Below are 24,356 nucleotides of genomic sequence, written 5' to 3'. Positions count from 1 at the left end.
AGGTGCACCGTTACACCTTTTTGTAACGAACAACGATGAGAGAAGAACAAAAAGAAAGGTTTTCTATTTTGTTGCAACAACTACAACTCGCTTCTTCGGATATAGCGAACGACTTAGCAAATGGACAAATTAACAAAGTAGTTGTCGACAAACGAACAAAATGTTGGCATTTTTATTTTCAATTTCCAGCGATTTTACGAGCGAATGTATATGTCGAATTTCGTAAACGACTAATCGAACAGTTTCGTCACATCGCTCATGTGCAATGCACGATTGAAGCGGAAGATCAAACGTTTACCGCTGAAGACGTCATATCGTATTGGCCGATGTTTGTGGAGACGATTCAACAAAGCTCGCCTCTTCTTTCACTACTTACACAACAGCAACCGAAAGTAAAAGGAACGAAAGTCACTGTACAAGCGCGCAATGAAGCAGAAGCGATTGCGTTAAAAAAGCGATTTGCGGAAATATTTGCTGAGACGTACGCTTCGTTTGGCTTCCCACATTTACAATTGGAAGCGGACGTGAAACACGATGAACAACAGTTTGAACAATTTTTAGCACAAAAACAAAAAGAGGATGAGGAGCGAGCGCTAGCTGCGTTTATCGAAGCGATGCCGAAACAAGAACCATCTAACGTAAGCGAAGAAAGCGGTCCGCTTGTCATCGGCTATCAAATTAAAGATGAGGAACATATTCGCTCGCTCGATCAAATTGTAGAAGAAGAGCGTCGTGTCGTTGTGCAAGGATACGTCTTTGATGCTGAAGCAAAAGAGCTAAAAAGCGGACGAACGTTATTGACGTTAAAAATGACAGATTATACAAACTCTATTCTTGTAAAAATGTTTTCACGCGATAAAGAAGATGCGGAATTAATGCAACGTGTAAAAAAAGGTATGTGGGTGAAAGTGCGCGGCAGCGTACAAAACGACACATTCGTTCGCGATCTTGTGCTTATTGCGAATGACCTAAACGAAGTGAAACCAAACGAGCGTCAAGATAAAGCCGAAGAAAAGCGTGTGGAATTGCACGTTCATACACAAATGAGTCAAATGGATGCGGTCGCTTCAATTACAGCGCTCGTTGAACAAGCAAAAAAATGGGGACATGAAGCGATTGCCGTTACGGATCATGCCGTCGTTCAGTCGTTTCCGGAAGCGTATAGTGCAGGAAAAAAATACGGTGTGAAAATTTTATATGGACTAGAAGCAAATATTGTCGATGATGGGGTACCGATTGCTTATAATGAAGCGCATCGCCGTCTCATGGACGATACGTTTGTCGTATTTGACGTGGAGACGACAGGGCTTTCCGCTGTATATGACACCATTATTGAGTTAGCAGCCGTAAAAGTGAAGAACGGGGAAATTATCGACCGTTTTGAATCGTTTGCTAACCCGCATCATCCGCTTTCAGCGACGACAATTGAACTAACGAAGATTACAGATGATATGTTAAAAGACGCACCAGACGTCGAAGAGGTGTTAGAAAAGTTTTACGATTGGATCGATGATTGCGTGCTCGTTGCTCATAATGCGACGTTTGACATTGGTTTTTTAAATGCAGGATTTAAAAAAATCAATCGCGGCAAAGTGACAAATCCGGTGATCGATACACTAGAGCTTGCCCGCTATTTATATCCTGAGCTAAAAAACCATCGCTTAAATACGCTTTGTAAAAAATTTAATATTGAATTAACTCAACACCATCGTGCTATTTATGATGCAGAAGCGACAGGGTATTTGCTTATTCATTTGTTAAAAGAACTTGATGAAAAAGGAATACGATATCTTGATCAGTTAAACGAAGCATCGAAAGAACAAGGAGCGTTTCAACGATCCCGACCGTTCCATGCGACGTTGCTTGTACAAAATGAAGTAGGGTTAAAAAATTTATTTAAACTCGTATCGTTTTCACATGTGAACTATTTTTATCGCGTTCCACGCATTCCACGTTCTGTGTTACAACAACATCGCGAAGGTATTTTAGTCGGATCAGGGTGCGATAAAGGTGAACTATTTGAAGCGATGATGCAAAAAGGAATCGAAGAAGCAGAGGCAATTGCCCCGTTTTATGATTTCCTGGAAGTGCATCCGCCAGAAGTATACGCTCCGCTTATTGAAATGGAATATGTACGCGACGAAGAGGCACTAAAAGAAATTATTACAAACATTGTGCAGCTTGGCGAACGGCTTGGCATTCCGGTTGTCGCAACAGGAAATGTGCATTACATGAACCAAGAGGATAAAATTTATCGCAAAATTTTAATTCACTCACAATCTGGTGGCAATCCGTTAAATCGTCATGAACTCCCAAATGTTCATTTTCGTACAACAAACGAAATGTTAGAAGCATTTTCGTTTCTCGGTGAACAAAAAGCAAAAGAAATTGTTGTCACAAATACGAGAAAAATTGCCGATCTCATTGGAGACGTGAAACCGATTAAAGATGAGTTGTACACACCGAGAATTGAAGGAGCGGACGAAGAAATTCGTCGGATGAGTTACGAACGAGCGAAGAGCATTTATGGTGACCCACTTCCAGACATCGTTGAAAAACGGCTAGAAAAAGAATTGAAAAGCATTATTGGCCATGGCTTTGCGGTCATTTATTTAATCTCTCATAAACTCGTAAAAAAATCGCTTGATGATGGTTACCTTGTTGGTTCGCGTGGTTCAGTTGGCTCATCCTTTGTTGCGACGATGACCGAGATTACAGAGGTGAATCCGCTCCCACCGCATTACGTTTGTCCGAACTGTAAACATTCTGAGTTTTTCGACGATGGTTCGGTCGGCTCGGGATTTGATTTACCAGATAAAGACTGTCCAAAATGTGGTACGCGGTACAATAAAGATGGTCACGATATTCCGTTTGAGACGTTTCTAGGGTTTAAAGGTGATAAAGTTCCAGATATTGACTTAAACTTTTCGGGCGAGTATCAACCGCGAGCCCACAACTATACGAAAGTGCTATTCGGTGAAGATAACGTATATCGTGCTGGAACGATTGGTACCGTTGCTGACAAAACAGCGTACGGATTTGTGAAAGGATATATAAACGATAAAAATCTTCATGTACGCGCGGCGGAAATAGATCGTTTAGCAGCTGGATGTACGGGAGTGAAACGAACGACAGGGCAACATCCAGGAGGTATTATCGTCGTTCCAGATTACATGGACATTTATGACTTTACACCGATTCAATATCCTGCCGACGATACAGAAGCAGAATGGCGGACGACGCACTTTGACTTCCATTCCATTCACGATAATTTATTGAAGTTAGACATTCTTGGACACGATGATCCGACAGTCATTCGAATGTTACAAGATTTAAGTGGAATTGATCCGAAGACGATTCCAACAGATGATCCGGAAGTGATGAAAATTTTTAGTAGTACAGAATCGCTCGGGGTGACGCCTGAACAAATTATGTGTAACACAGGAACGCTCGGTATCCCAGAGTTCGGCACGCGCTTTGTTCGTCAAATGTTGGAAGAAACAAAACCAAAAACGTTTTCAGAGCTTGTGCAAATTTCGGGCTTATCGCACGGGACAGACGTTTGGCTTGGCAACGCGCAAGAGCTTATTCAAAGCGGTACATGTACGCTATCAGAAGTAATTGGATGTCGCGACGACATTATGGTGTATTTAATTTACCGCGGCTTAGAACCGTCATTAGCATTTAAAATTATGGAATCGGTTCGTAAAGGAAAAGGATTAACGCCAGAATTTGAAGAAGAAATGCGTAAACACAATGTACCAGAATGGTATATCGAATCATGTAAAAAAATTAAGTACATGTTCCCGAAAGCGCATGCGGCGGCATACGTTCTCATGGCGGTACGCATTGCGTACTTTAAAGTACATCATCCGCTTCTTTATTACGCATCGTATTTTACCGTACGTGCAGAAGACTTTGATTTAGACGCCATGATTCAAGGATCTGCGGCGATTCGTCGACGTATTGAGGAAATTCAAGCAAAAGGGCTTGATGCGTCAGCGAAAGAGAAAAACTTGTTAACCGTACTTGAAATCGCATTAGAAATGTGCGAACGAGGCTTTTCGTTTAAAAATATCGATTTGTACCGTTCACAAGCAACGGAGTTTATTATTGACGGCAATTCACTTATTCCACCGTTCAATGCGATTCCGGGACTTGGGACGAACGTAGCGCATAGCATTGTACGTGCTCGTGAGGAAGGTGAGTTTTTATCGAAAGAAGATTTACAACAACGCGGCAAAGTGTCGAAAACGATTTTAGAATATCTTGAAAGCCGGGGATGTTTACAGTCGCTCCCCGACCACAATCAATTGTCGCTATTTTGAATGAGTTGCAATTTTTTTGCCAATATGTTATAGTTCTAGTGGAAATGGTAAAGATAATGCACACAAAGAGTGGGGAGACCCACTCTTTCGTATTGATTTGAGATTCCTTGCCGTTGCAAGGGATTTTCTTGCAGTTAGGAGGACCAATATGAAAAAAGTCACACACATCGTCGAGGAGCTCGTCACCCCGATTGTCACACATCTGGGATTAGAACTTGTCGATATTGAATATGTGAAAGAAGGTAAAAATTGGTTTTTGCGTATTTTTATTGATTCACCAACGGGTGTTGATATCGATCAATGCGGTGTCGTAAGCGAACGGTTAAGTGAAAAACTCGATGAAATTGATCCTATACCGCACAATTACTTTTTAGAAGTATCGTCACCAGGGGCAGAGCGTCCGCTTAAAAAGGCGAAGGACTTCGAACGCGCCGTCGGAAAAAACGTTTATGTCAAAACGTATGAACCAATTGACGGTCAAAAAGAGTTTGAAGGATTGTTAACTGCATTTGATGGGCAAACCGTGACGGTAGAAGTAAAAGTGAAAACAAAGAAAAAAACGATCACGATTCCATATGAAAAAGTAGCTAGTGCACGGCTAGCTGTCATTTTTTCTTAATTCACATTAAAGGGGGACGACCGGTTCATGAATACAGAGTTGTTAGATGCTTTAACGGCGCTTGAGCGCGATAAAGGCATTAGTAAAGAAGTGTTAATTGAAGCGATAGAGGCGGCGATTGTGTCCGCTTATAAGCGCAATTTTAATCAAGCGCAAAACGTTCGTGTTGACTTTAATCAAGAAACGGGAACGATTCGCGTATTTGCTCGTAAAGAAGTCGTAGATGAAGTGTATGATTCACGTTTAGAAATTTCACTTGACGAAGCGAAGCGAATCAACCCGAACTATCAAGTAGGAGACGTTGTTGAAATTGAAGTGACACCGAAAAATTTCGGACGCATCGCTGCCCAAACAGCGAAGCAAGTTGTCACGCAACGCGTCCGCGAGGCAGAACGTGGCGTCATTTACGCTGAATTTGTTGATCGTGAAGAAGATATTATGACAGGTATTGTTCAGCGAACGGATTCGAAATTTATTTACGTCAGTCTCGGTAAAATTGAGGCGTTGCTTCCGGTGAGCGAACAAATGCCGAATGAGACATATAAACCACATGATCGCATCAAAGTGTACATTACAAAAGTAGAAAAAACGACAAAAGGTCCACAAATTTACGTATCGCGCACGCATCCAGGACTATTAAAGCGATTGTTTGAATTAGAAGTACCAGAAATTTATGACGGTACGGTAGAAATTAAATCGGTTGCACGCGAAGCAGGAGATCGCTCAAAAATTTCTGTTCATTCGGATAACCCAGAAGTTGATCCGGTTGGTGCATGCGTTGGACCAAAGGGACAACGAGTACAAGCGATTGTAAATGAGTTAAAAGGCGAAAAAATCGATATTGTACGTTGGTCTGCAGACCCGGTTGAATTTGTAGCCAATGCGCTAAGTCCATCTAAAGTGCTTGACGTCATCGTTAACGAAGAAGAAAAAGCGACGACGGTCATTGTACCGGATTATCAACTATCGCTTGCTATTGGAAAACGTGGTCAAAATGCTCGGTTAGCGGCGAAGTTAACGAATTGGAAAATTGATATTAAAAGTCAATCAGAAGCGGAGCAACTAGGTATTTACCCTCGTTCTTCATCATCGTTCCAAGTTGACGAAGAGGAGATTAGTGAGGTGGAATAATATGCCGAAAAAAATCCCGATGCGCAAATGTGTTGTTACAGGGGAAATGAAACCAAAGAAAGAACTTATTCGCATCGTTCGTTCGAAAGAAGGCGATGTGTCAATTGATCCGACGGGAAAAAAAGCGGGACGTGGTGCGTACATCACGCTAAGTAAAGAATGTATTTTACTTGCCAAAAAGAAAAATACGCTTGCGCATCATTTAAAAGCAACCATTGACGATTCCATTTACGAACAGTTATTGCAGCTCGCTGAGAAGGAGAACGGAGAAACAAATGAATCATAAACCATGGGTTTCTTTTCTCGGACTAGCGAATCGGGCGCGTAAAGTCATTTCGGGAGAAGAGCTTGTTGTAAAAGAAATTCAGCGTAAACGCGCGAAGCTTGTCATTTTATCGGAAGATGCGTCAGAAAACACGAGAAAAAAAATTTCCGATAAATGCTCGTTTTATCGCGTTCCGCTTTGTTACGTGGACAGTCGTCACGAATTAGGTGGGGCGATTGGAAAAGGAGCACGTGTTGTTGTAGCGATTACGGATGAAGGATTCGCACAAAAGCTGAAAACGATGCTCTAACATTTTGGGGGTGAATGTATGTCAAAAATGCGTGTATATGAGTATGCCAAAAAACATAATGTGTCAAGTAAAGACGTAATCCATAAACTAAAAGAAATGAACATCGATGTGTCAAACCATATGACGATGATTGAAGCAGATGTTGTTGAGCAATTAGATCGTTCATTTAAAAACGAGCAAAACCAAGAACAAAAACAAGAAGCGAAAAAAGAAGAAAAGAAGACACCAGTGAAAAAGCCTGTTTTAGAACAGTTTGAAGAAGATGAAGATGAAGTCATTCAAACGAAAGTGCCAATTAAAAAAGCAGTAGTAAAAAATCGCGAAGGGAAAAAACACGACTTGCAAATTCAACAAAAAGAAAAGAAAATTTTTAATAACAAAAAAAATAAGAAACAAAAACCTCAGCAAGCTCCACAACAACAAGAAGTGCAAAAGAAAAAGGAAAAAGAGCTTCCGAAAAAAATTACATTTGAAGGTTCATTAACGGTTGCTGAACTAGCGAAAAAACTAGGTAAAGAACCTTCTGAAATTATTAAAAAGCTATTTATGCTCGGCATTATTGCAACGATTAACAAAGATTTAGACAAAGATGCGATCGAGCTCATTTGCTCAGATTACGGTGTAGAAGTCGAAGAAAAAGTAACCGTTGACGAAACAGAATTTGAGACGATTGAAATTGTTGATAACCCAGAAGATTTAGTCGAGCGTCCACCTGTCGTCACGATCATGGGTCACGTTGACCACGGAAAAACAACGTTGCTTGACTCAATTCGTCATACGAAAGTAACAGAACAAGAGGCAGGCGGTATTACACAACATATCGGTGCGTATCAAGTCGTTGTTAACGGCAAAAAAATTACGTTTTTAGATACACCGGGTCACGAAGCGTTCACAACGATGCGTGCACGCGGTGCACAAGTGACAGATATCGTCATTCTTGTTGTTGCGGCGGATGATGGTGTTATGCCACAAACTGTTGAAGCAATTAACCATGCGAAAGCGGCAAAAGTTCCAATTATCGTCGCAGTCAATAAAATCGACAAGCCGACAGCAAACCCGGATCGTGTTATGCAAGAGTTGATGGAATATGAGCTCGTTCCAGAAGAATGGGGCGGAGATACAATTTATTGTAAATTATCAGCGTTAACAGGAGAAGGAATTGATAACTTACTTGAAATGATTTTGCTTGTTAGCGAAATGGAAGAATTAAAAGCAAATCCAAACCGCCGTGCGACAGGAACGGTCATTGAAGCAAAATTAGATAAAGGCCGTGGACCAGTTGCCACCCTTCTCGTTCAATCCGGTACGTTGCGTGTCGGTGACCCGATTGTTGTCGGCTATACGTATGGCCGTGTGCGGGCGATGACAAACGATCTCGGTCGTCGCGTGAAAGAAGCAGGTCCATCGACGCCTGTCGAAATTACAGGATTAAACGAAGTACCGCAAGCAGGCGATCGTTTTATGGTATTTGAAGATGAGAAAAAAGCGCGTCAAATTGGCGAAGCACGTGCTCAAAAACAAATTGTGCAACAACGAAGCGTCAAAGCGCGCGTGAGCCTAGATGACTTGTTTGAAAAAATTAAACAAGGCGAAATGAAAGAATTAAACATTATCGTCAAAGCTGATGTTCAAGGTTCTGTTGAGGCGCTTGTTGCGGCATTGCAAAAAATTGAAGTAGAAGGTGTACGCGTTAAAATCATTCACTCTGGTGTTGGCGCTGTAACAGAGTACGACATTATGCTTGCGTCTGCATCGAATGCGATTGTCATCGGCTTTAACGTTCGTCCGGATGCGAATGCTAAACGCGTAGCAGAAACAGAAAAAGTAGACATTCGTCTCCATCGTATCATTTACAAAGTCATCGAAGAAATTGAAGCAGCGATGAAAGGTATGCTTGATCCAGAGTACGAAGAAAAAGTGATCGGTCAAGCAGAAGTTCGTCAAACGTTTAAAGTATCGAAAGTCGGCACGATTGCAGGATGCTATGTAACAGATGGAAAAATTACGCGCGATAGTAGCGTTCGCCTCATTCGTCAAGGCATCGTTGTTTATGAAGGACAAATCGATACGTTAAAACGTTACAAAGACGATGTAAAAGAGGTAGCACAAGGATACGAGTGCGGTATAACGATTAAAAACTTTAATGATATTAAAGAAGGCGACGTTATTGAAGCATACGTCATGCAAGAAGTGGCACGAAAATGATCGGGTACGTCGAATGTGAATGTATCATTTACGACGTCCAATCATTGAAACAAAAGCGAGCCGTGTTGCAACGCATTGTCACACGGCTCAAACAAAAATATAATATATCCGTAGCCGAAGTAGATTATCAAAACGTATGGCAACGAACGAAGCTTGGAATTGTAGCTATTACAGCCGAGCGAACAGCAACGGAACAAGAACTTCAACGTGCGTTGCAATTGATCGATTCGTTTCCAGAAATCGAGCGAACGGTTACAACATTTGAGTGGTTTTAATCGAGGTGATGATGATGAGTTTGCGAGCCACACGTGTAGGCGAACAAATGAAAAAAGAATTAAGTGACATTATCGGACGCAAACTGAAGGACCCACGTATCGGTTTCGTTACTGTAACGGATGTTCGAGTAACGGGCGATTTGCAACAAGCAAAAGTGTATATTTCTGTTCTTGGAGATGAAGAACAAAAGAAAAATACGCTCAAAGGATTAGCAAAAGCGACCGGATTTATCCGTTCAGAAATTGGTCAGCGTATTCGTTTACGCAAGACGCCGGAAATTTACTTTGAAATTGATGAAACAATCGATTACGGACAACGAATTGAAAGTTTAATTAAACAAATTTCTGAAGAAAAAGAACATAAAGAAGAATAATGGATAGACATGGGTCTATCCATTTCCGCTATTTTAGAGGTGAAGTGATGGACGGAGTGTTATTGTTACATAAACCTGCTGGCATGACGTCACACGATTGTGTCATGCGTGTTCGTAAGCTATTCCAAACGAAAAAAGTTGGCCATACAGGAACGCTCGATCCCGATGTATGTGGTGTATTGCCGATTTGCATTGGCAAAGCGACGAAAATTGTTGAACTGTTAACGTCAGAAAAAAAAACGTATGAAGGGGAAGTGACGCTGGGGATAGCAACAACAACAGAAGATGCATCGGGTGATGTTGTTTCAATAAAATCGGTGGAGCGGCCAATCGCCCGTCATGAAATTGAACGTGTATTGGATAAACTGACGGGAGAAATCGAGCAAATCCCACCGATGTATTCTGCAGTAAAAGTAAATGGAAAAAAATTATATGAGTACGCACGGGCAGGGATTGACGTCGAACGGCCGAAAAGGAACGTCTATATTTACGAGTTACAACTTCTCGATAACAGACAAGTATTTGTAGGTGAGCGTATATCGTTTCGTTTTCGAGTAACGTGTAGTAAAGGGACATATGTGCGTACGCTTGCCGTTCAAATAGGCGAACAACTTGGATATCCAGCACACATGTCCCATCTCGTTCGCACAGCGTCAGGATCGTTTACGCTCGATCGATGTGTGACGTTTGCTGACATTGAACAACATATAGAAAATGGTACAGCGCATACGTTGCTTTTGCCGATTGAACGAGCGTTAGCCCATTTGCCGACATACGTACTGAGCGATGAGGAAGAGAAAAAAGTAAAAAACGGGTCGGTTTTACCTGCTCTCCCTTCTATGCCTGCACGTCTATTGATGATAAACAGACAAGGTGAAGCGTTAGCGATTTACATGCCTCATCCAACAAAGCAAAGTTATATGAAACCTTTAAAAATATTGTAGGTGAAAACGATGAAAACGATTTGGCTGTCCCATCCGTTAAATCAAAAAAACGATGATCCGCTCGTCATGGCACTCGGGTATTTTGACGGTGTTCATCTTGGACATCAAAAAGTTATTCAGACGGCGAAGCGAATTGCCGATGATCATCAATACAAAAGCGCGGTCATGACGTTTCATCCGCATCCGTCTGTCGTGCTTGGACGCTCACAACAACATGTCCGTTTTATTACACCTTTAAAAGAAAAAGAAAAACAAATTGCAAAACTTGGGGTAGATTATTTATACATCGTTCAATTTACGCCTGAATTTGCCCATTTATTACCGCAACAATTTGTTGACGAATATATTATTGGGCTTGGTGTCAAACATGTGGTAGCTGGCTTTGACTTTACGTACGGTCGTTTGGGGAAAGGAACGATGGAAACATTGCCGTTTCATTCCCGTGAACAATTTACGCAAACGGTCATTCCAAAACAAATGTTTGGTGAAGAGAAAATTAGTTCGACATATATTCGTCAATGTTTAGCTAAAGGGGATGTGGAGCAACTGCCACATTTGCTTGGGCGATTATATGAAGTGACAGGCACAGTGGTCCATGGGGATAAACGCGGGCGTACAATCGGATTTCCAACGGCAAATGTTACGCTTGATGATGATTACATCATTCCGCGTATCGGGGTGTATGCGGTAACGGTCACGATCGACGATCAAATGTGGACGGGAGTATGTAATGTTGGATATAAGCCGACATTTCATACGGAACAGCCGAAAGAGCCAACGATTGAAGTGCATTTATTCGATTTTTCAGCAGATATTTACGGTGTGAGCGTATCAATCCAATGGCATAAACGATTGCGTGACGAACGGGCGTTTTCTTCTGTACACGAACTGATCGAACAAATTCATCGCGATGTTGAAGCGGCACGCGAATATTTTCAAAATCCCCTTGCATTTTATCGGAAAAACATGTATTCTATTTAGTGTATGTTAACCATTGCTGGGCAATACGAGTCACCGCCGTTTGCTCGGTAATTGGGGCTGAAAAAAGAGGAGGTGAACAAGGATGGCATTAACACAAGAGCGTAAAAACGAGATCATCAACCAGTTCAAAATTCACGAAACTGACACAGGTTCTCCTGAAGTACAAGTTGCTATCCTTACAGAGCAAATTAACAACTTGAACGATCATTTACGCGTTCATCGTAAAGACCATCATTCTCGTCGTGGTCTTTTGAAAATGGTTGGTCGTCGTCGTAACTTACTTACGTACTTACGAAACAAAGACATCAACCGTTATCGTGAATTGATTAACAAACTCGGATTACGCCGATAAGTAAAAAGCGGGAGCATTCCCGCTTTTTATTAGTATTTGCACCGATATTTGATTATACTAAAACAAATACGATTTTTCATTTGTACATAGAGAGGGGTACTCGGTTTATATGGAACAAGAAAAACATGTGTTTTCGATCGACTGGGCGGGTCGGCCGTTAACCGTTGAAATTGGCGAATTAGCCAAACAAGCAAACGGCGCTGTATTAGTTCGCTACGGTGATACGGTCGTATTGAGCACAGCGACAGCATCAAAAGAACCAAAAAGCGTGGATTTTTTTCCGTTAACGGTTAATTATGAAGAACGTTTATACGCTGTCGGTAAAATTCCGGGGGGATTTATTAAACGAGAAGGGCGTCCGAGCGAAAAAGCGATTTTAGCGAGCCGTCTCATCGACCGCCCGATTCGTCCGCTATTTGCAGAAGGATTTCGTAACGAAGTGCAAGTTGTCAGCATGGTGATGAGCGTTGATCAAGACTGCTCACCAGAAATGGCAGCCATGTTTGGTTCTTCGTTAGCGTTAACGATTTCTGATATCCCATTTGAAGGACCGATCGCTGGAGTGACAGTTGGTCGCGTCAACGGGGAGTTTGTCATTAACCCATCTGTTGCACAAATGGAACAGAGCGATATGCATCTTGTTGTTGCAGGGACAAAAGATGCGATCAACATGGTTGAAGCCGGAGCAAACGAAGTACCAGAGGAAGTCATGCTTGAAGCAATCATGTTTGGACATGAAGAGATTAAGCGTCTCATCGCCTTCCAAGAAGACATCGCGGCAAAAGTAGGCAAAGAAAAAATGGAAGTGATCCTTTATGAACTCGACCCTCAGCTCGAAGCAGATATTCGCGCTCGTGTCGAAGGCGAAGTGAAACGTGCAGTTCAAGTGCCTGAAAAATTGGCCCGTGAAGCAGCGATTGAACAATTAAAAGCGGAAGTTGTCGCTTCATATGAAGAGCAAGAAGCAGACGAAGAAACGATCAAGCAAGTAAAAGAAATTTTATATAAACTTGTGAAAGAAGAAGTGCGTCGCTTAATTACAGAAGAAAAAGTACGCCCAGACGGACGAAAAGTCGATGAAATTCGCCCGCTTTCGTCAGCTGTTGGACTTTTACCACGCACGCATGGATCCGGCTTATTTACACGCGGCCAAACGCAAGCGCTTAGCGTATGTACGCTCGGAGCACTTGGCGATGTACAAATTTTAGATGGGCTCGGCATTGAAGAAACGAAAAGGTTTATGCATCATTACAACTTCCCGCCATTTTCCGTTGGAGAAACGGGAGCAATGCGTGGACCAGGTCGTCGGGAAATTGGGCATGGAGCGCTTGGTGAGCGTGCGCTTGAACCGGTCATTCCGTCTGAAAAAGAGTTTCCATATACAATTCGCCTTGTATCTGAAGTGTTAGAGTCAAACGGTTCAACGTCTCAAGCGAGCATTTGTGCGAGCACGCTTGCGATGATGGATGCGGGAGTGCCAATTAAAGCGCCGGTTGCTGGTATTGCGATGGGACTTGTGAAAAGTGGCGAACATTATACGATTTTAACGGACATTCAAGGCATGGAAGACCACCTTGGTGACATGGACTTTAAAGTGGCTGGTACAGAAAAAGGAGTTACCGCCTTGCAAATGGATATTAAAATTAAAGGATTGTCGCGTGAAATTTTAGAAGAAGCGTTGCAACAAGCGCGCAAAGGTCGCCTCGAAATTTTAAAACATATGATGCAAACGATTAGCGAACCACGTAAAGAGTTGTCACCATATGCACCAAAAATTTTAACGATGCAAATTAATCCGGATAAAATCCGTGACGTTATCGGTCCAAGCGGAAAACAAATTAACAAAATTATTGAAGAAACTGGCGTGAAAATTGATATTGAACAAGATGGAACTATTTTCATCTCATCAGTAAATGAAGACATGAACAAAAAAGCGAAAAAGATCATAGAAGATATCGTTCGTGAAGTGGAAGTTGGACAAGTATATTTAGGAAAAGTCAAGCGGATTGAAAAATTCGGAGCGTTTGTCGAATTGTTTAGCGGAAAAGACGGTCTCGTGCACATTTCGGAATTAGCGGAGGAACGTGTCGGAAAAGTAGAAGATGTCGTTTCTATCGGCGATGAAATTTTAGTAAAGGTAACAGAAATTGATAAACAAGGTCGCGTAAACTTATCACGCAAGGCTGTATTACGCGATCAAAAAGAAGCCGAGCAATAAAACCGGAGCCTTGGGTTCGCATCCCCTTGGCTTCTTTGCTGTGTGTAAAATTTTTTCGTGCTCGTTCTACCTTGTCCCTCTTACTCATACCCTCTTTATTAGAAAAGGAGGGGACGAAGCGTGCGACGAGCGTTTTTTTTAACGATTATCATATGTGTGGCGGCCATAATTGTACAAAATCCGTGGACGACAACGTATATCCATGAGTTACGGCATATGACGGTAGCAAAACAAGGTGATCCGTTATATATTCAAGTTATCGAGCAAGCAAAACAATATAACATTCCTGCGCAAAATGCGAAAGTCGATCGTGTATGGAAAGCAATCCCTGGCTACAACGGATTAGAAGTGGATATTGAGGCATCATATAAGCAGATGAAACAAAATGGAACATTTTCTGAACAACAGCTCGTATATAAACAAGTATCGCCGTCTATTCATTTGTCTGATTTACCTCCATCACCTATTTATCGGGGGCATCCAGATAAACCGATGGTCTCTTTTCTAATTAACGTCGCCTGGGGAAGCGAACATATCCCAAGCATGTTACATATTCTTGAAAAATACAACGTACGTGCAACGTTTTTTTTAGAAGGGCGTTGGGTAAAAGAAAATCCACAACTGGCAAAAATGATTGCCGATGCCGGTCATGAAATTGGCAATCATTCATACAACCATCCAGATATGAAAACGATGAGTAAACGAGCGATTCGGGAACAAATCGTCAAAACGAACGATGCGATTGAAGCAGCAACAGGTATTAAACCTCGGCTATTCGCTCCGCCAAGCGGTAGCTATCGAGATGATGTCGTATATATCGCTCATGAGCTTGGGATGTACACGATTTTATGGACGGTCGATACAATTGATTGGCAAAAACCATCGCCTTCTGTTATAGTGGAACGAGTAACATCAAAAGTACACAACGGGGCGATGATTTTAATGCATCCGACTGTATCAACGGCAAAGGCGTTAGAGCCGTTAATTCAATCATTACAAAAACAAGAATATGTAATCGACAATGTGTCCACATTATTAAGTGAGGAAAGAATTGTAAAAATTAGGAGGAAGGGAATTGATTAAAACATATACGTGTCAAAACGGGGTAAGAGTTGTACTCGAGCATATTCCAACAGTTCGGTCTGTGGCGATCGGGATTTGGATTGGCACCGGATCGCGCAATGAAAACGAACAAAACAATGGCATTTCGCATTTTCTTGAACATATGTTTTTCAAAGGAACGAAAACGCGTTCAGCACGTGATATCGCGGAATCGTTTGATCGCATCGGCGGTCAAGTAAATGCGTTTACGTCAAAAGAATATACGTGCTACTATGCTAAAGTATTAGATACACATGCGTCATTTGCTTTAGATATACTAGCCGATATGTTTTTCCACTCTACGTTTGTAGATGAAGAGTTACAAAAAGAAAAAAATGTCGTATTCGAAGAAATTAAAATGTATGAAGATACACCAGATGATCTCGTCCATGATCTATTAAGCAAGGCAAGTTATGGAAATCATCCGCTCGGTTATCCGATTTTAGGAACGGAGCAAACGTTAGCGACGTTTACAGGGGATACGTTACGGCAATATATGTATGAATCGTATACGCCTGATCGCGTTGTGATCTCCATTGCAGGGAATGTCGATGAGTCATTTATTCAACAAGTCGAAGCTTATTTCGGCTCGTTTACGAGACAAAAAGGTAACGATGCGCATATCGCACCAACGTTTTGTCCGCATAAAATCGCGCGCAAAAAAGAGACGGAGCAAGCGCACGTATGTATTGGATTTAATGGGTTGTCAATTGGGCATGAAGATATTTATAGTTTAATTATTTTAAACAACATTTTAGGCGGAAGTATGAGTAGTCGTCTTTTCCAAGAAGTGCGTGAGCAACGCGGATTAGCTTATTCTGTTTTCTCTTACCATTCCGCATATCGCGACGGAGGAATGATAACGATTTATGGAGGGACAGGAAGCCATCAGCTTGATCTTTTGTTCGATACGATTCAACAAACGATTGAACAACTAAAACAAGATGGAATTACTGAAAAAGAGCTAGAAAATAGCAAAGAGCAAATGAAAGGGAACTTAATGTTAAGTTTAGAAAGTACAAATAGTCGTATGAGCCGAAATGGAAAAAATGAGCTGTTGCTCGGCCGTCATCGCTCGCTCGATGAAATCATTGAAAGCATTGATCGCGTGACAAAGGAAAGCGTTGACCGCATGGCGCACACGATTTTTACAGACGACTTTTCCGTTGCCCTCATCAGTCCGGAAGGGACATTGCCAAAAAGCCTGCAACAATAAACTTGCAGGCATTTTTTTATGCTTTTTTTCTACAATGATAAAGAAAGGGGGACGACGTATGCGATTAAGTGAACTAAGCGGAAAAGAAATTGTCGATATGAAGCGAGCAGAGCGGCTCGGTATTTTAGGACAAACAGATTTAGAAATCAATGAACGAACAGGTCAAATTCAAGCGCTTTTAATTCCGACAACGAAATGGTTCGGCTTTCGAAAAGATGGGACAGATATACGCGTACCGTGGAGCCGTGTAAAAAGGATCGGCTCTGATATGATTTTAATTGATGTCGATGACTAGACACCTAAAGGGGTGTCTTTTTTTATTTTCCGCTCACCGTTTTATAACCGACATCATAAGATGTGAAAGTAACGATGGGCAAAAAACTAGATGTATAAGAGGGTGAATGAACTCATGCTGACAGGAATGCACGTTACGATCATCGGTGGGGACGCTCGGCAGCTTGAAGTCATTCGGAAATTGATGGAACTTGACGCAAAACTGTCACTTGTTGGCTTCGATCAATTAGACCATGGCTTTGCTGGGGTAACGAAAATGAAAATTCACGAAGTCGATTTTCACGAAGTGGATGCTATTATTTTACCTGTTCACGGAACGAGCATGGACGGTGAAATTCAAACGGTATTTTCAAACGAAAAAATGACGTTTACAGAAGAATTACTCCGTCAAACCCCGACGCATTGTACCGTTTACTCAGGGATTACCAATGACTATTTAGACCGTGTCGTTAAGTCGGTCGGACGAAAACATGTTCAACTATTCGAACGCGATGATGTCGCTATTTATAACTCGATTCCTACGGCAGAAGGAACGGTCATGATGGTCATTCAACATACAGATGTGACAATTCATGGGTCACGCGTTGCTGTTTTAGGGTTAGGCCGCGTAGGTATGACCGTTGCTCGAACGTTTGCGGCTTTAGGAGCGAAAGTAAAAGTGGGGGCCCGCCGCTCCGAACATTTAGCGCGCATTGCAGAGATGGCGCTTGAACCGTTTCATTTAAACGATTTAGAACAACACGTGAAAGATATTGACGTTTGTATTAATACGATCCCACATCCCATTGTAACCGCAAGCGTCATTGCGAAAATGCCTGCTCATACGCTCATTATCGATTTAGCATCAAAACCGGGCGGAACAGATTTTCGATATGCGGAAAAACGCGGTATTCAAGCGTTATTAGCTCCAGGGCTCCCTGGTATTGTCGCTCCGAAAACAGCGGGGCAAATTGTCGCGAACGTATTAGCACAACTTCTTTCAGCAGATTTGAAAAAAAGAAAGGAGAATAAAAGATGAACGTACAAGGAAAGCGCATTGGCTTCGGCTTAACCGGATCACATTGCACATATGATGCGGTGATGCCAGAAATTGAAAAATTAATTGCTAAAGGGGCAGACGTCATTCCGATCGTTTCATATACCGTACAATCGACAAATACCCGATTTGGCAAAGGGGAAGAATGGGTGAAAAAGCTTGAAGAGATGACAGGTCATCAAGTCATTGATACAATTGTAAAAGCAGAGCCATTAGGACCGAAATTACCGCTTGATTGTATGGTCATTGCACCATTAACCGGTAATTCGATGAGCAAATTAGCCAACGCAATGACAGATTCCCCGGTATTAATGGCAGCAAAAGCAACAATGCGCAATCATCGTCCGGTTGTTGTCGGCATTTCGACAAATGACGCGCTCGGTTTAAATGGAGTGAATTTAATGCGATTGATGGCGACAAAAAATATTTACTTCATTCCATTTGGGCAAGATGATCCATTTAAAAAGCCAAATTCGATGGTGGCTCATATGCCTTTATTGCTCGATACAGTAGAAGCCGCGCTAGAAGGTCGACAAATTCAGCCGGTCATCGTTGAACATCGTCGCTCATAAATAAACAGTTGCAAGAAAATTTATAAAAAACGTCTCTCCTTTATGAATGAATGTGCTAAAATAAATGATATTAAAATTGTCTATCAGTTGGAAGGAGAAGAAGAGATGGAGCAAAAAGGATTACATGTCGCCGTCGTTGGCGCGACTGGAGCTGTCGGACAGCAAATGATTCAAACGTTAGAAAAAAGAAATTTCCCAATTGCTAAATTGTCTTTACTTTCATCGGAGCGTTCAGCTGGAAAAAAAGTCATGTTTAAAGGTGAAGAAATTGAAGTGCAAGCAGCAAAGCCAGAAAGCTTTGAAGGAGTGCATATCGCATTATTTAGTGCAGGAGGAGCGGTATCGAAGCAACTTGCTCCTGAAGCGGTGAAACGTGGAGCAATTGTTGTTGATAATACGAGTGCATTTCGTATGGATGAAAACGTCCCACTTGTCGTTCCTGAAGTGAATGAAGCAGATTTACATTGGCATAATGGAATTATTGCTAACCCAAACTGCTCAACGATTCAAATGGTTGTTGCGCTCGAACCGATTCGCCAAGCATTTGGACTAAAACGTGTGATCGTCTCGACGTATCAAGCAGTGTCAGGAGCAGGAGCACAAGCGGTAGAAGAGTTAAAAACGCAAACCGCGCATATGTTAAATGGAGAAGAAGTGACACCGGAAATTTTACCGGTAAAATCGGATCGCAAACATTATCCGATTGCATTTAACGCCATTCCACAAATTGATAAATTTCAAGATAACGGGTTTACATTTGAAGAAATGAAAATGATTAATGAAACGAAAAAAATTATGCATATGCCGGAATTGGAAGTAGCAGCAACGTGTGTACGCATTCCGGTGATGGTAGGGCATTCGGAATCCGTTTACATTGAAGTAGAAAAAGAAGGAGTATCGGTCGAGCAAATCCAGTCGCTCCTAAAAGAAGCCCCGGGTGTTGTCTTGCAAGACGATCCAAGCGAACAACTTTATCCAATGCCGTTGTATGCAACAGGACAAAATGACGTATTCGTTGGTCGCATTCGCAAAGATTTACATCGCGATACAGGGTTCCATTTATGGATCGTTTCTGATAACTTGTTAAAAGGAGCAGCATGGAACTCTGTTCAAATTGCCGAAAGTCTTTTAAAATTAGGGCTTGTGAAAGCGTAAAATCAGCATCGAGGTGTTGACGTTGAAAATTATCGTTCAAAAGTTTGGCGGTACGTCTGTTCGTGATGAACACGGCCGAAATTTAGCGCGTAAACATATTGAAAAAGCGTTGGAAGACGGATATAAAGTTGTTGTCGTCGTTTCGGCGATGGGGCGAAAAGGAGATCCGTATGCAACGGATACGCTTCTTAGCCTCATTGACGGAGCCAATGCATATGTGACAAACCGTGAAAAAGATTTATTGATGGCGTGTGGGGAAATTATTTCAAGCGTCGTTTTCACAAACATGTTAAACAAACATGGTGTCAAAGCCACAGCCTTTACCGGAGCGCAAGCAGGCTTTCGTACGAACAATGATCATACGAATGCGAAAATTATCGATATGCGTTGTGAGCGGTTGTTGCGTGCGCTGAGAGAGCATGATGTTGTCGTTGTCGCAGGTTTTCAAGGTGCTGCCGAAAACGGAGATGTAACAACGATCGGACGCGGTGGGAGCGACACGTCAGCAGCCGCACTCGGCGCTGCACTAGGTGCGGAATGGATTGACATTTTTACCGACGTTGAAGGTGTGATGACAGCAGACCCACGTATCGTAGAAAATGCACGACCACTTGATGTCGTGACATATACGGAAATTTGCAATATGGCATATCAAGGGGCGAAAGTCATTCATCCACGTGCGGTCGAAATTGCGATGCAAGCGAAAGTGCCTCTGCGCATTCGTTCGACGTATTCTGATGCCCCAGGGACGCTTGTCACATCGATTGGAAAAAAAGGAAGCGATGTGAAAGAGCGATTAGTGACAGGAATTGCGCACGTTTCAAACATTACGCAAATTAAAGTGCCAGCGAAAGAGGGACATTACGATTTACAAGCGGAAGTATTTAAAGCAATGGCAAACGAAGGAATCAGTGTCGACTTCATTAACATTTCACCGAACGGGGTCGTATATACCGTATCGAGCGATGTGGCAGATCGCGCCATTGCGACGTTGCAAAAGCTTGGCTATGAGCCAACTGTCACACGCGGTTGCGCGAAAGTATCGACTGTTGGGGCAGGCATCGCTGGTGTCCCGGGGGTAACAGCGAAAATTGTTACCGCGTTATCCGAACGTGGCATTCAAATTTTACAATCAGCTGATAGCCATACGACTATTTGGGTACTGGTGAAGGAAGAGCATTTAAAAGAAGCGGTGAATGCATTACACGATGCATTTCAGCTTGCCGAACAGAAACAATACTTTAGTTAGGAGTGAAAAATTGTGGTTCAATTTGGTCAAATTGCCACAGCGATGGTCACCCCATTTGACAATAAAGGGAATATCGATTTTGCGAAAACAACGCAATTAATTAACTATTTAATTGAAAACGGTACGGATTCACTTGTTGTTGCTGGAACAACAGGGGAATCACCGACGTTAACGACAGAAGAAAAATTGGCGCTTTTTCGCCATGTTGTCGAAGTTGTTAACGGGCGCGTACCTGTCATTGCAGGAACAGGAAGCAACAATACGCGTGCATCGATTGAACTAACGAAAAAGGCAGAAGAAATCGGTGTCGATGCCGTTATGGTCGTTGCACCTTATTACAATAAGCCAAATCAAGAAGGCATTTATCAGCATTACAAAGCGATTGCTGAAAACACATCGTTGCCTGTCATGGTGTATAACATTCCGGGGCGAGCAGTTGTCAATATTTCCGTTGAAACGATCGTTCGTCTTTCCGAAATTCCGAACATTGTAGCCGTCAAAGATGCAAGTGGCAATTTAGATGCGATGACGGAAATTATTGCAAAAACACGCGATGATTTCATGTTATATAGCGGCGATGATGGCTTGACGCTTCCGGTGTTAGCGATTGGGGGAAGCGGTGTCGTTTCCGTTGCTTCGCATATTATCGGCAATGAAATGAAAGAAATGATGGACGCTTTCATGCGTGGAGACAATAAAAAAGCGGCAACGATGCATCAACAGTTATTACCGATCATGAAAGCATTATTTGCTGCGCCAAGCCCTGTCCCAGTAAAAACGGCTTTACAGTTGAAGGGGTTAGATGTTGGCTCTGTTCGACTTCCACTTGTGCCACTTACTGAATCAGAACGTTTGCAACTGATGCATGTGTTACAAGGTTAAAAGAAAGGGAATTCATCCCTTTCTTTTTTATTGTTGAATCAGTTATAATGGATGTAAGTGACTTTGAGCGGGTGAGTTTGGTTGATTGTAGGAGGATTTAAGATGAAACAAGCAGAGAAAATTCGTGTGTTTGCCCTCGGCGGCGTTGGAGAGGTAGGAAAAAATATGTATGTCGTCGAGGTGGACGAAGACATTTTCGTTCTCGATGCAGGTCTTATGTTTCCAGAGGACGAAATGTTCGGTATTGATATGGTCATCCCTGATATTTCGTACTTAGTTGAACAACAAGAACGTATTCGTGGCATTTTCTTAACGCACGGTCATGATGATCATATTGGCGCCATTGCGTACGTGTTGCGAAAAATTACTGTACCTGTGTATGGGGCAAAATTGACGCTTGCGCTCATGGAAGAAAAATTAAAAGAGCAAGGGATTACATCGAAAGCGAAGCGCATCGAAATACATGCTGACAGCGAGATCGTATTTGACAAAGCTATCATATCATTTTTCCAAACGAATCATAGCATTCCGGATTGTCTTGGGGTAAGTATTCAAACATCGCAAGGCGCCATTGTATATACGAGCGATTTTAAATTTGATCAAACACCTGTTGGTATATGTCGCACCGATTTTGGTAAAATGGCACAAATTGGGGCTCAAGGCGTGCTTTGTTTATTATCAGATAGCACAAACGCAGAAAAACCGGGATATACAGGTTCTGAAGCGGTTGTTGGTCAAGAGATTTCCGACGTCATTTACAATGCGCAAGGTCGTGTGATCGTTGCTTGTTTTGCATCAAATATTACGCGCATTCAACAAGTGTTGCACGCTGCTCGTGATCATCGGCGAAAAGTTGTTATTATGAGCCGGCATATGCATAAGGTAATCGATATCGCGGTGCGTCTCGGATATTTAAAATTGGATGAAAGCATGATCATTTCGATGAGTGATGTGGATCGTTACCACGATCGCGACTTAGTCATTTTAACGACAGGCAATCAAGGAGAACCGATGGCAGCACTAGCGCGCATGGCGAAACAGGCGCATAAATATATCAACATTAAGGAAGGAGACACGGTCATCGTTGCTTCTTCCCCAATGCCAGGTCATGAACTATTTATTGCTCGAACGATTGATGCATTATATCGTGCAGGAGCAAATGTTGTATATGGACAACGCCAAGTTCATGTGTCTGGGCACGGATATCAGGAAGAATTAAAGTTAATGTTAAATTTTATGAAGCCAAAATATTTTATCCCGGTACACGGGGAATTTCGTATGCAAAAAGCGCATGGAAAAATCGCCCAAGCTGTCGGCATTCGTCAAGATGCGATCTTTTTGATTGAAAAAGGAGAAGTAATCGAATTTCGTAATGGTCACGCCCGTTTTGGTGGCAAAGTGCCAAGTGGTCAAATTTTAATTGACGGATTGGGCGTAGGTGATGTAGGGAATATTGTGTTGCGCGATCGCCGTTTACTTTCACAAGATGGAATAATGATCGTTGTTGTGACGTTAAGTAAACAAGATAAGCGTATCGTTGCTGGTCCGGAAATGATTTCACGCGGTTTCGTATATGTGCGCGAATCCGAAACGCTGTTTGGGGAGTCGGTAAAAATTGTAAAAGAGATTGTAGAAAAGAGTATGGAAGATTACGTCATTGAATGGTCTTCATTAAAAACAAACATTCGTGATGCTCTTAGCCAATATTTATTTGAAAAAACAAAACGAAAACCGATGATTTTACCAATTATTATGGAAGTATAAAACAACATGCTCAAAGTCAAGAAAACACCTGCGTGTCGCAGGTGTTTTTTGTATGAACATGTCGATGTTCACGTATACTAACGACATGACGCAACAGAAAGGGGATTGTTATGGAAGAACGAGATATATCTCAAGAGGAAACGAAGCCGTCTCCAGCAGAAAATATTGTTCAGCTCGGTCAAACGAATGTTCCGCAATTTTCTTCTGATTCAACGATTCATTGTTTAACAATCGTTGGACAAATTGAAGGGCACATTCAGTTACCGCCGCAAAATAAAACGACAAAGTACGAACATATTATTCCACAAATTGTGGCAATTGAGCAAAACCCTAATATTGAAGGATTGCTTGTCGTATTAAATACAGTAGGCGGTGATGTCGAAGCAGGGTTAGCTATTGCAGAAATGTTGGCCTCGATGTCCAAACCAACTGTTTCGATTGTGCTCGGTGGAGGTCATTCGATTGGTGTGCCAATTGCTGTGTCTTGCGACTACTCATTTATCGCAGAAACGGCAACGATGACAATTCACCCGATTCGCCTCACAGGTCTTGTCATTGGCGTGCCACAAACGTTTGAGTACTTAGATAAAATGCAAGAGCGCGTCGTCAATTTTGTTGTGAAACATTCAAACATTAGTGAAGAAAAATTTAAAGAACTCATGTTTTCTAAAGGCAATTTAACGCGTGATATCGGAACGAATGTGGTAGGAACAGATGCCGTGAAATACGGTTTAATTGATGAAGTCGGAGGATTGTCACAAGCGATGTATAAATTACGAGAACTCATTGACCGATCTAATCAAAAAGGGGCAATGTTACAATGATTTTACATACAATCGTTCCAGAGTTTTTAGTTTTTCAAACGAACGAAACGGAGTATAGAAAACACCGCACCGTTCAATATAACGGAGTGACGTTGCTTGTGCAACAGACAGAAACGAATGAGTATGAAATTGTGCGTGTACTAAGTAGCGATCCAAAACATTATTTGACGTATGAACCGGGCACAAAACTTCATGCGACATCACTACAATTTATGGTATAATAAGAACAAGCAGCCACGCTTCTCTGTTGGCTGCTTTTTC

General features: G+C 42.1%; 23 protein-coding genes. All 23 read left to right on the top strand.

Annotation, left to right across the window (positions count from 1 at the left end; translation table 11 throughout):
• Positions 1–35: 35 nt before the first annotated feature.
• Entirely contained in the window at positions 36–4,328 is a 4,293-nt protein-coding gene (locus tag HNR43_RS03960) for a PolC-type DNA polymerase III (RefSeq protein WP_183241498.1), read from the top strand.
• Positions 4,329–4,476: 148 nt separating this feature from the next.
• Positions 4,477–4,947 (top strand): ribosome maturation factor RimP, encoded by a 471-nt coding sequence (gene rimP / locus HNR43_RS03955; RefSeq protein ID WP_183241497.1) that lies wholly within the window; start codon positions 4,477–4,479, stop codon positions 4,945–4,947.
• Positions 4,948–4,974: 27 nt separating this feature from the next.
• The gene (gene nusA, locus HNR43_RS03950) at positions 4,975–6,078 is read left to right on the top strand and encodes a transcription termination factor NusA (protein WP_006322329.1); all 1,104 of its coding nucleotides are present in this window, start codon (positions 4,975–4,977) and stop codon (positions 6,076–6,078) included.
• 1 nt (position 6,079) lies between these two features.
• Positions 6,080–6,364: an RNase P modulator RnpM gene (rnpM, locus tag HNR43_RS03945; RefSeq protein WP_009732926.1), complete on the top strand. Its 285-nt coding sequence runs from the start codon at positions 6,080–6,082 to the stop codon at positions 6,362–6,364.
• Positions 6,354–6,653: a YlxQ family RNA-binding protein gene (locus HNR43_RS03940; RefSeq protein WP_183241496.1), complete on the top strand. Its 300-nt coding sequence runs from the start codon at positions 6,354–6,356 to the stop codon at positions 6,651–6,653. Before rnpM ends, HNR43_RS03940 begins: the two co-directional genes overlap by 11 nt.
• An 18-nt stretch (positions 6,654–6,671) precedes the next feature.
• On the top strand, positions 6,672–8,858 hold the full coding sequence (gene infB, locus HNR43_RS03935; protein ID WP_183241495.1) for a translation initiation factor IF-2: 2,187 nt from the start codon (positions 6,672–6,674) through the stop codon (positions 8,856–8,858).
• Positions 8,855–9,133 (top strand): DUF503 domain-containing protein, encoded by a 279-nt coding sequence (locus HNR43_RS03930; RefSeq protein WP_032099683.1) that lies wholly within the window; start codon positions 8,855–8,857, stop codon positions 9,131–9,133. The genes infB and HNR43_RS03930 overlap by 4 nt, the downstream gene beginning before the upstream one ends.
• Before the next feature lie 14 nt (positions 9,134–9,147).
• Positions 9,148–9,507 (top strand): 30S ribosome-binding factor RbfA, encoded by a 360-nt coding sequence (rbfA, locus tag HNR43_RS03925; RefSeq protein ID WP_003394813.1) that lies wholly within the window; start codon positions 9,148–9,150, stop codon positions 9,505–9,507.
• 47 nt (positions 9,508–9,554) lie between these two features.
• On the top strand, positions 9,555–10,451 hold the full coding sequence (truB, locus tag HNR43_RS03920; protein ID WP_183241494.1) for a tRNA pseudouridine(55) synthase TruB: 897 nt from the start codon (positions 9,555–9,557) through the stop codon (positions 10,449–10,451).
• 9 nt (positions 10,452–10,460) lie between these two features.
• On the top strand, positions 10,461–11,432 hold the full coding sequence (gene ribF, locus HNR43_RS03915; RefSeq protein ID WP_183241493.1) for a bifunctional riboflavin kinase/FAD synthetase: 972 nt from the start codon (positions 10,461–10,463) through the stop codon (positions 11,430–11,432).
• A gap of 82 nt (positions 11,433–11,514) precedes the next feature.
• On the top strand, positions 11,515–11,784 hold the full coding sequence (gene rpsO / locus HNR43_RS03910) for a 30S ribosomal protein S15 (protein WP_004891005.1): 270 nt from the start codon (positions 11,515–11,517) through the stop codon (positions 11,782–11,784).
• Between the two features lie 109 nt (positions 11,785–11,893).
• A complete protein-coding gene (gene pnp / locus HNR43_RS03905) occupies positions 11,894–14,002 on the top strand; it encodes a polyribonucleotide nucleotidyltransferase (protein ID WP_183241492.1) in 2,109 nt (702 codons plus the stop codon).
• 120 nt (positions 14,003–14,122) lie between these two features.
• Positions 14,123–15,085 carry a polysaccharide deacetylase family protein gene (locus HNR43_RS03900; protein WP_183241491.1) on the top strand — a complete coding sequence of 321 codons (963 nt, stop codon included), beginning with the start codon at positions 14,123–14,125 and terminating at the stop codon, positions 15,083–15,085.
• Positions 15,078–16,319: a M16 family metallopeptidase gene (locus tag HNR43_RS03895; RefSeq protein WP_183241490.1), complete on the top strand. Its 1,242-nt coding sequence runs from the start codon at positions 15,078–15,080 to the stop codon at positions 16,317–16,319. The genes HNR43_RS03900 and HNR43_RS03895 overlap by 8 nt, the downstream gene beginning before the upstream one ends.
• A gap of 58 nt (positions 16,320–16,377) precedes the next feature.
• On the top strand, positions 16,378–16,614 hold the full coding sequence (locus HNR43_RS03890) for a YlmC/YmxH family sporulation protein (RefSeq protein WP_183241488.1): 237 nt from the start codon (positions 16,378–16,380) through the stop codon (positions 16,612–16,614).
• A gap of 114 nt (positions 16,615–16,728) precedes the next feature.
• Positions 16,729–17,631: a dipicolinic acid synthetase subunit A gene (dpaA, locus tag HNR43_RS03885; protein ID WP_246346240.1), complete on the top strand. Its 903-nt coding sequence runs from the start codon at positions 16,729–16,731 to the stop codon at positions 17,629–17,631.
• A complete protein-coding gene (dpaB, locus tag HNR43_RS03880; protein ID WP_183241484.1) occupies positions 17,628–18,221 on the top strand; it encodes a dipicolinate synthase subunit B in 594 nt (197 codons plus the stop codon). Before dpaA ends, dpaB begins: the two co-directional genes overlap by 4 nt.
• A 105-nt stretch (positions 18,222–18,326) precedes the next feature.
• On the top strand, positions 18,327–19,376 hold the full coding sequence (gene asd / locus HNR43_RS03875) for an aspartate-semialdehyde dehydrogenase (RefSeq protein WP_183241482.1): 1,050 nt from the start codon (positions 18,327–18,329) through the stop codon (positions 19,374–19,376).
• Positions 19,377–19,398: 22 nt separating this feature from the next.
• Positions 19,399–20,625 carry an aspartate kinase gene (gene dapG, locus HNR43_RS03870; protein WP_183241480.1) on the top strand — a complete coding sequence of 409 codons (1,227 nt, stop codon included), beginning with the start codon at positions 19,399–19,401 and terminating at the stop codon, positions 20,623–20,625.
• Between the two features lie 12 nt (positions 20,626–20,637).
• Positions 20,638–21,507: a 4-hydroxy-tetrahydrodipicolinate synthase gene (gene dapA / locus HNR43_RS03865; RefSeq protein WP_183241478.1), complete on the top strand. Its 870-nt coding sequence runs from the start codon at positions 20,638–20,640 to the stop codon at positions 21,505–21,507.
• A 102-nt stretch (positions 21,508–21,609) separates the two neighbouring features.
• On the top strand, positions 21,610–23,271 hold the full coding sequence (locus HNR43_RS03860) for a ribonuclease J (protein WP_183241468.1): 1,662 nt from the start codon (positions 21,610–21,612) through the stop codon (positions 23,269–23,271).
• Positions 23,272–23,381: 110 nt separating this feature from the next.
• Positions 23,382–24,095, top strand: coding sequence for a ClpP family protease (locus HNR43_RS03855; RefSeq protein WP_183241466.1), 714 nt, complete (start codon positions 23,382–23,384; stop codon positions 24,093–24,095).
• Positions 24,092–24,316: a YlzJ-like family protein gene (locus tag HNR43_RS03850; RefSeq protein WP_183241464.1), complete on the top strand. Its 225-nt coding sequence runs from the start codon at positions 24,092–24,094 to the stop codon at positions 24,314–24,316. The genes HNR43_RS03855 and HNR43_RS03850 overlap by 4 nt, the downstream gene beginning before the upstream one ends.
• Positions 24,317–24,356 lie beyond the last annotated feature (40 nt).

Source organism: Anoxybacillus mongoliensis (assembly GCF_014201515.1).
In the GTDB taxonomy this organism is placed as follows: Bacteria; Bacillota; Bacilli; order Bacillales; family Anoxybacillaceae; genus Anoxybacillus; species Anoxybacillus mongoliensis.
The sequence above is the reverse complement of the archived record's forward strand: the minus strand, read 5'-3'. Positions and strand labels throughout refer to the sequence as shown.

What these genes read in the sequence shown, in the direction of transcription:
- HNR43_RS03960 (WP_183241498.1), top strand. Translation starts at nt 36, where the DNA reads ATGAGAGAAGAACAAAAAGAAAGGTTTTCTATTTTGTTGCAACAACTA.
- rimP (WP_183241497.1), top strand. Translation starts at nt 4,477, where the DNA reads ATGAAAAAAGTCACACACATCGTCGAGGAGCTCGTCACCCCGATTGTC.
- nusA (WP_006322329.1), top strand. Translation starts at nt 4,975, where the DNA reads ATGAATACAGAGTTGTTAGATGCTTTAACGGCGCTTGAGCGCGATAAA.
- rnpM (WP_009732926.1), top strand. Translation starts at nt 6,080, where the DNA reads ATGCCGAAAAAAATCCCGATGCGCAAATGTGTTGTTACAGGGGAAATG.
- HNR43_RS03940 (WP_183241496.1), top strand. Translation starts at nt 6,354, where the DNA reads ATGAATCATAAACCATGGGTTTCTTTTCTCGGACTAGCGAATCGGGCG.
- infB (WP_183241495.1), top strand. Translation starts at nt 6,672, where the DNA reads ATGTCAAAAATGCGTGTATATGAGTATGCCAAAAAACATAATGTGTCA.
- HNR43_RS03930 (WP_032099683.1), top strand. Translation starts at nt 8,855, where the DNA reads ATGATCGGGTACGTCGAATGTGAATGTATCATTTACGACGTCCAATCA.
- rbfA (WP_003394813.1), top strand. Translation starts at nt 9,148, where the DNA reads ATGAGTTTGCGAGCCACACGTGTAGGCGAACAAATGAAAAAAGAATTA.
- truB (WP_183241494.1), top strand. Translation starts at nt 9,555, where the DNA reads ATGGACGGAGTGTTATTGTTACATAAACCTGCTGGCATGACGTCACAC.
- ribF (WP_183241493.1), top strand. Translation starts at nt 10,461, where the DNA reads ATGAAAACGATTTGGCTGTCCCATCCGTTAAATCAAAAAAACGATGAT.
- rpsO (WP_004891005.1), top strand. Translation starts at nt 11,515, where the DNA reads ATGGCATTAACACAAGAGCGTAAAAACGAGATCATCAACCAGTTCAAA.
- pnp (WP_183241492.1), top strand. Translation starts at nt 11,894, where the DNA reads ATGGAACAAGAAAAACATGTGTTTTCGATCGACTGGGCGGGTCGGCCG.
- HNR43_RS03890 (WP_183241488.1), top strand. Translation starts at nt 16,378, where the DNA reads ATGCGATTAAGTGAACTAAGCGGAAAAGAAATTGTCGATATGAAGCGA.
- dpaA (WP_246346240.1), top strand. Translation starts at nt 16,729, where the DNA reads ATGCTGACAGGAATGCACGTTACGATCATCGGTGGGGACGCTCGGCAG.
- dpaB (WP_183241484.1), top strand. Translation starts at nt 17,628, where the DNA reads ATGAACGTACAAGGAAAGCGCATTGGCTTCGGCTTAACCGGATCACAT.
- asd (WP_183241482.1), top strand. Translation starts at nt 18,327, where the DNA reads ATGGAGCAAAAAGGATTACATGTCGCCGTCGTTGGCGCGACTGGAGCT.
- HNR43_RS03860 (WP_183241468.1), top strand. Translation starts at nt 21,610, where the DNA reads ATGAAACAAGCAGAGAAAATTCGTGTGTTTGCCCTCGGCGGCGTTGGA.
- HNR43_RS03855 (WP_183241466.1), top strand. Translation starts at nt 23,382, where the DNA reads ATGGAAGAACGAGATATATCTCAAGAGGAAACGAAGCCGTCTCCAGCA.
- HNR43_RS03850 (WP_183241464.1), top strand. Translation starts at nt 24,092, where the DNA reads ATGATTTTACATACAATCGTTCCAGAGTTTTTAGTTTTTCAAACGAAC.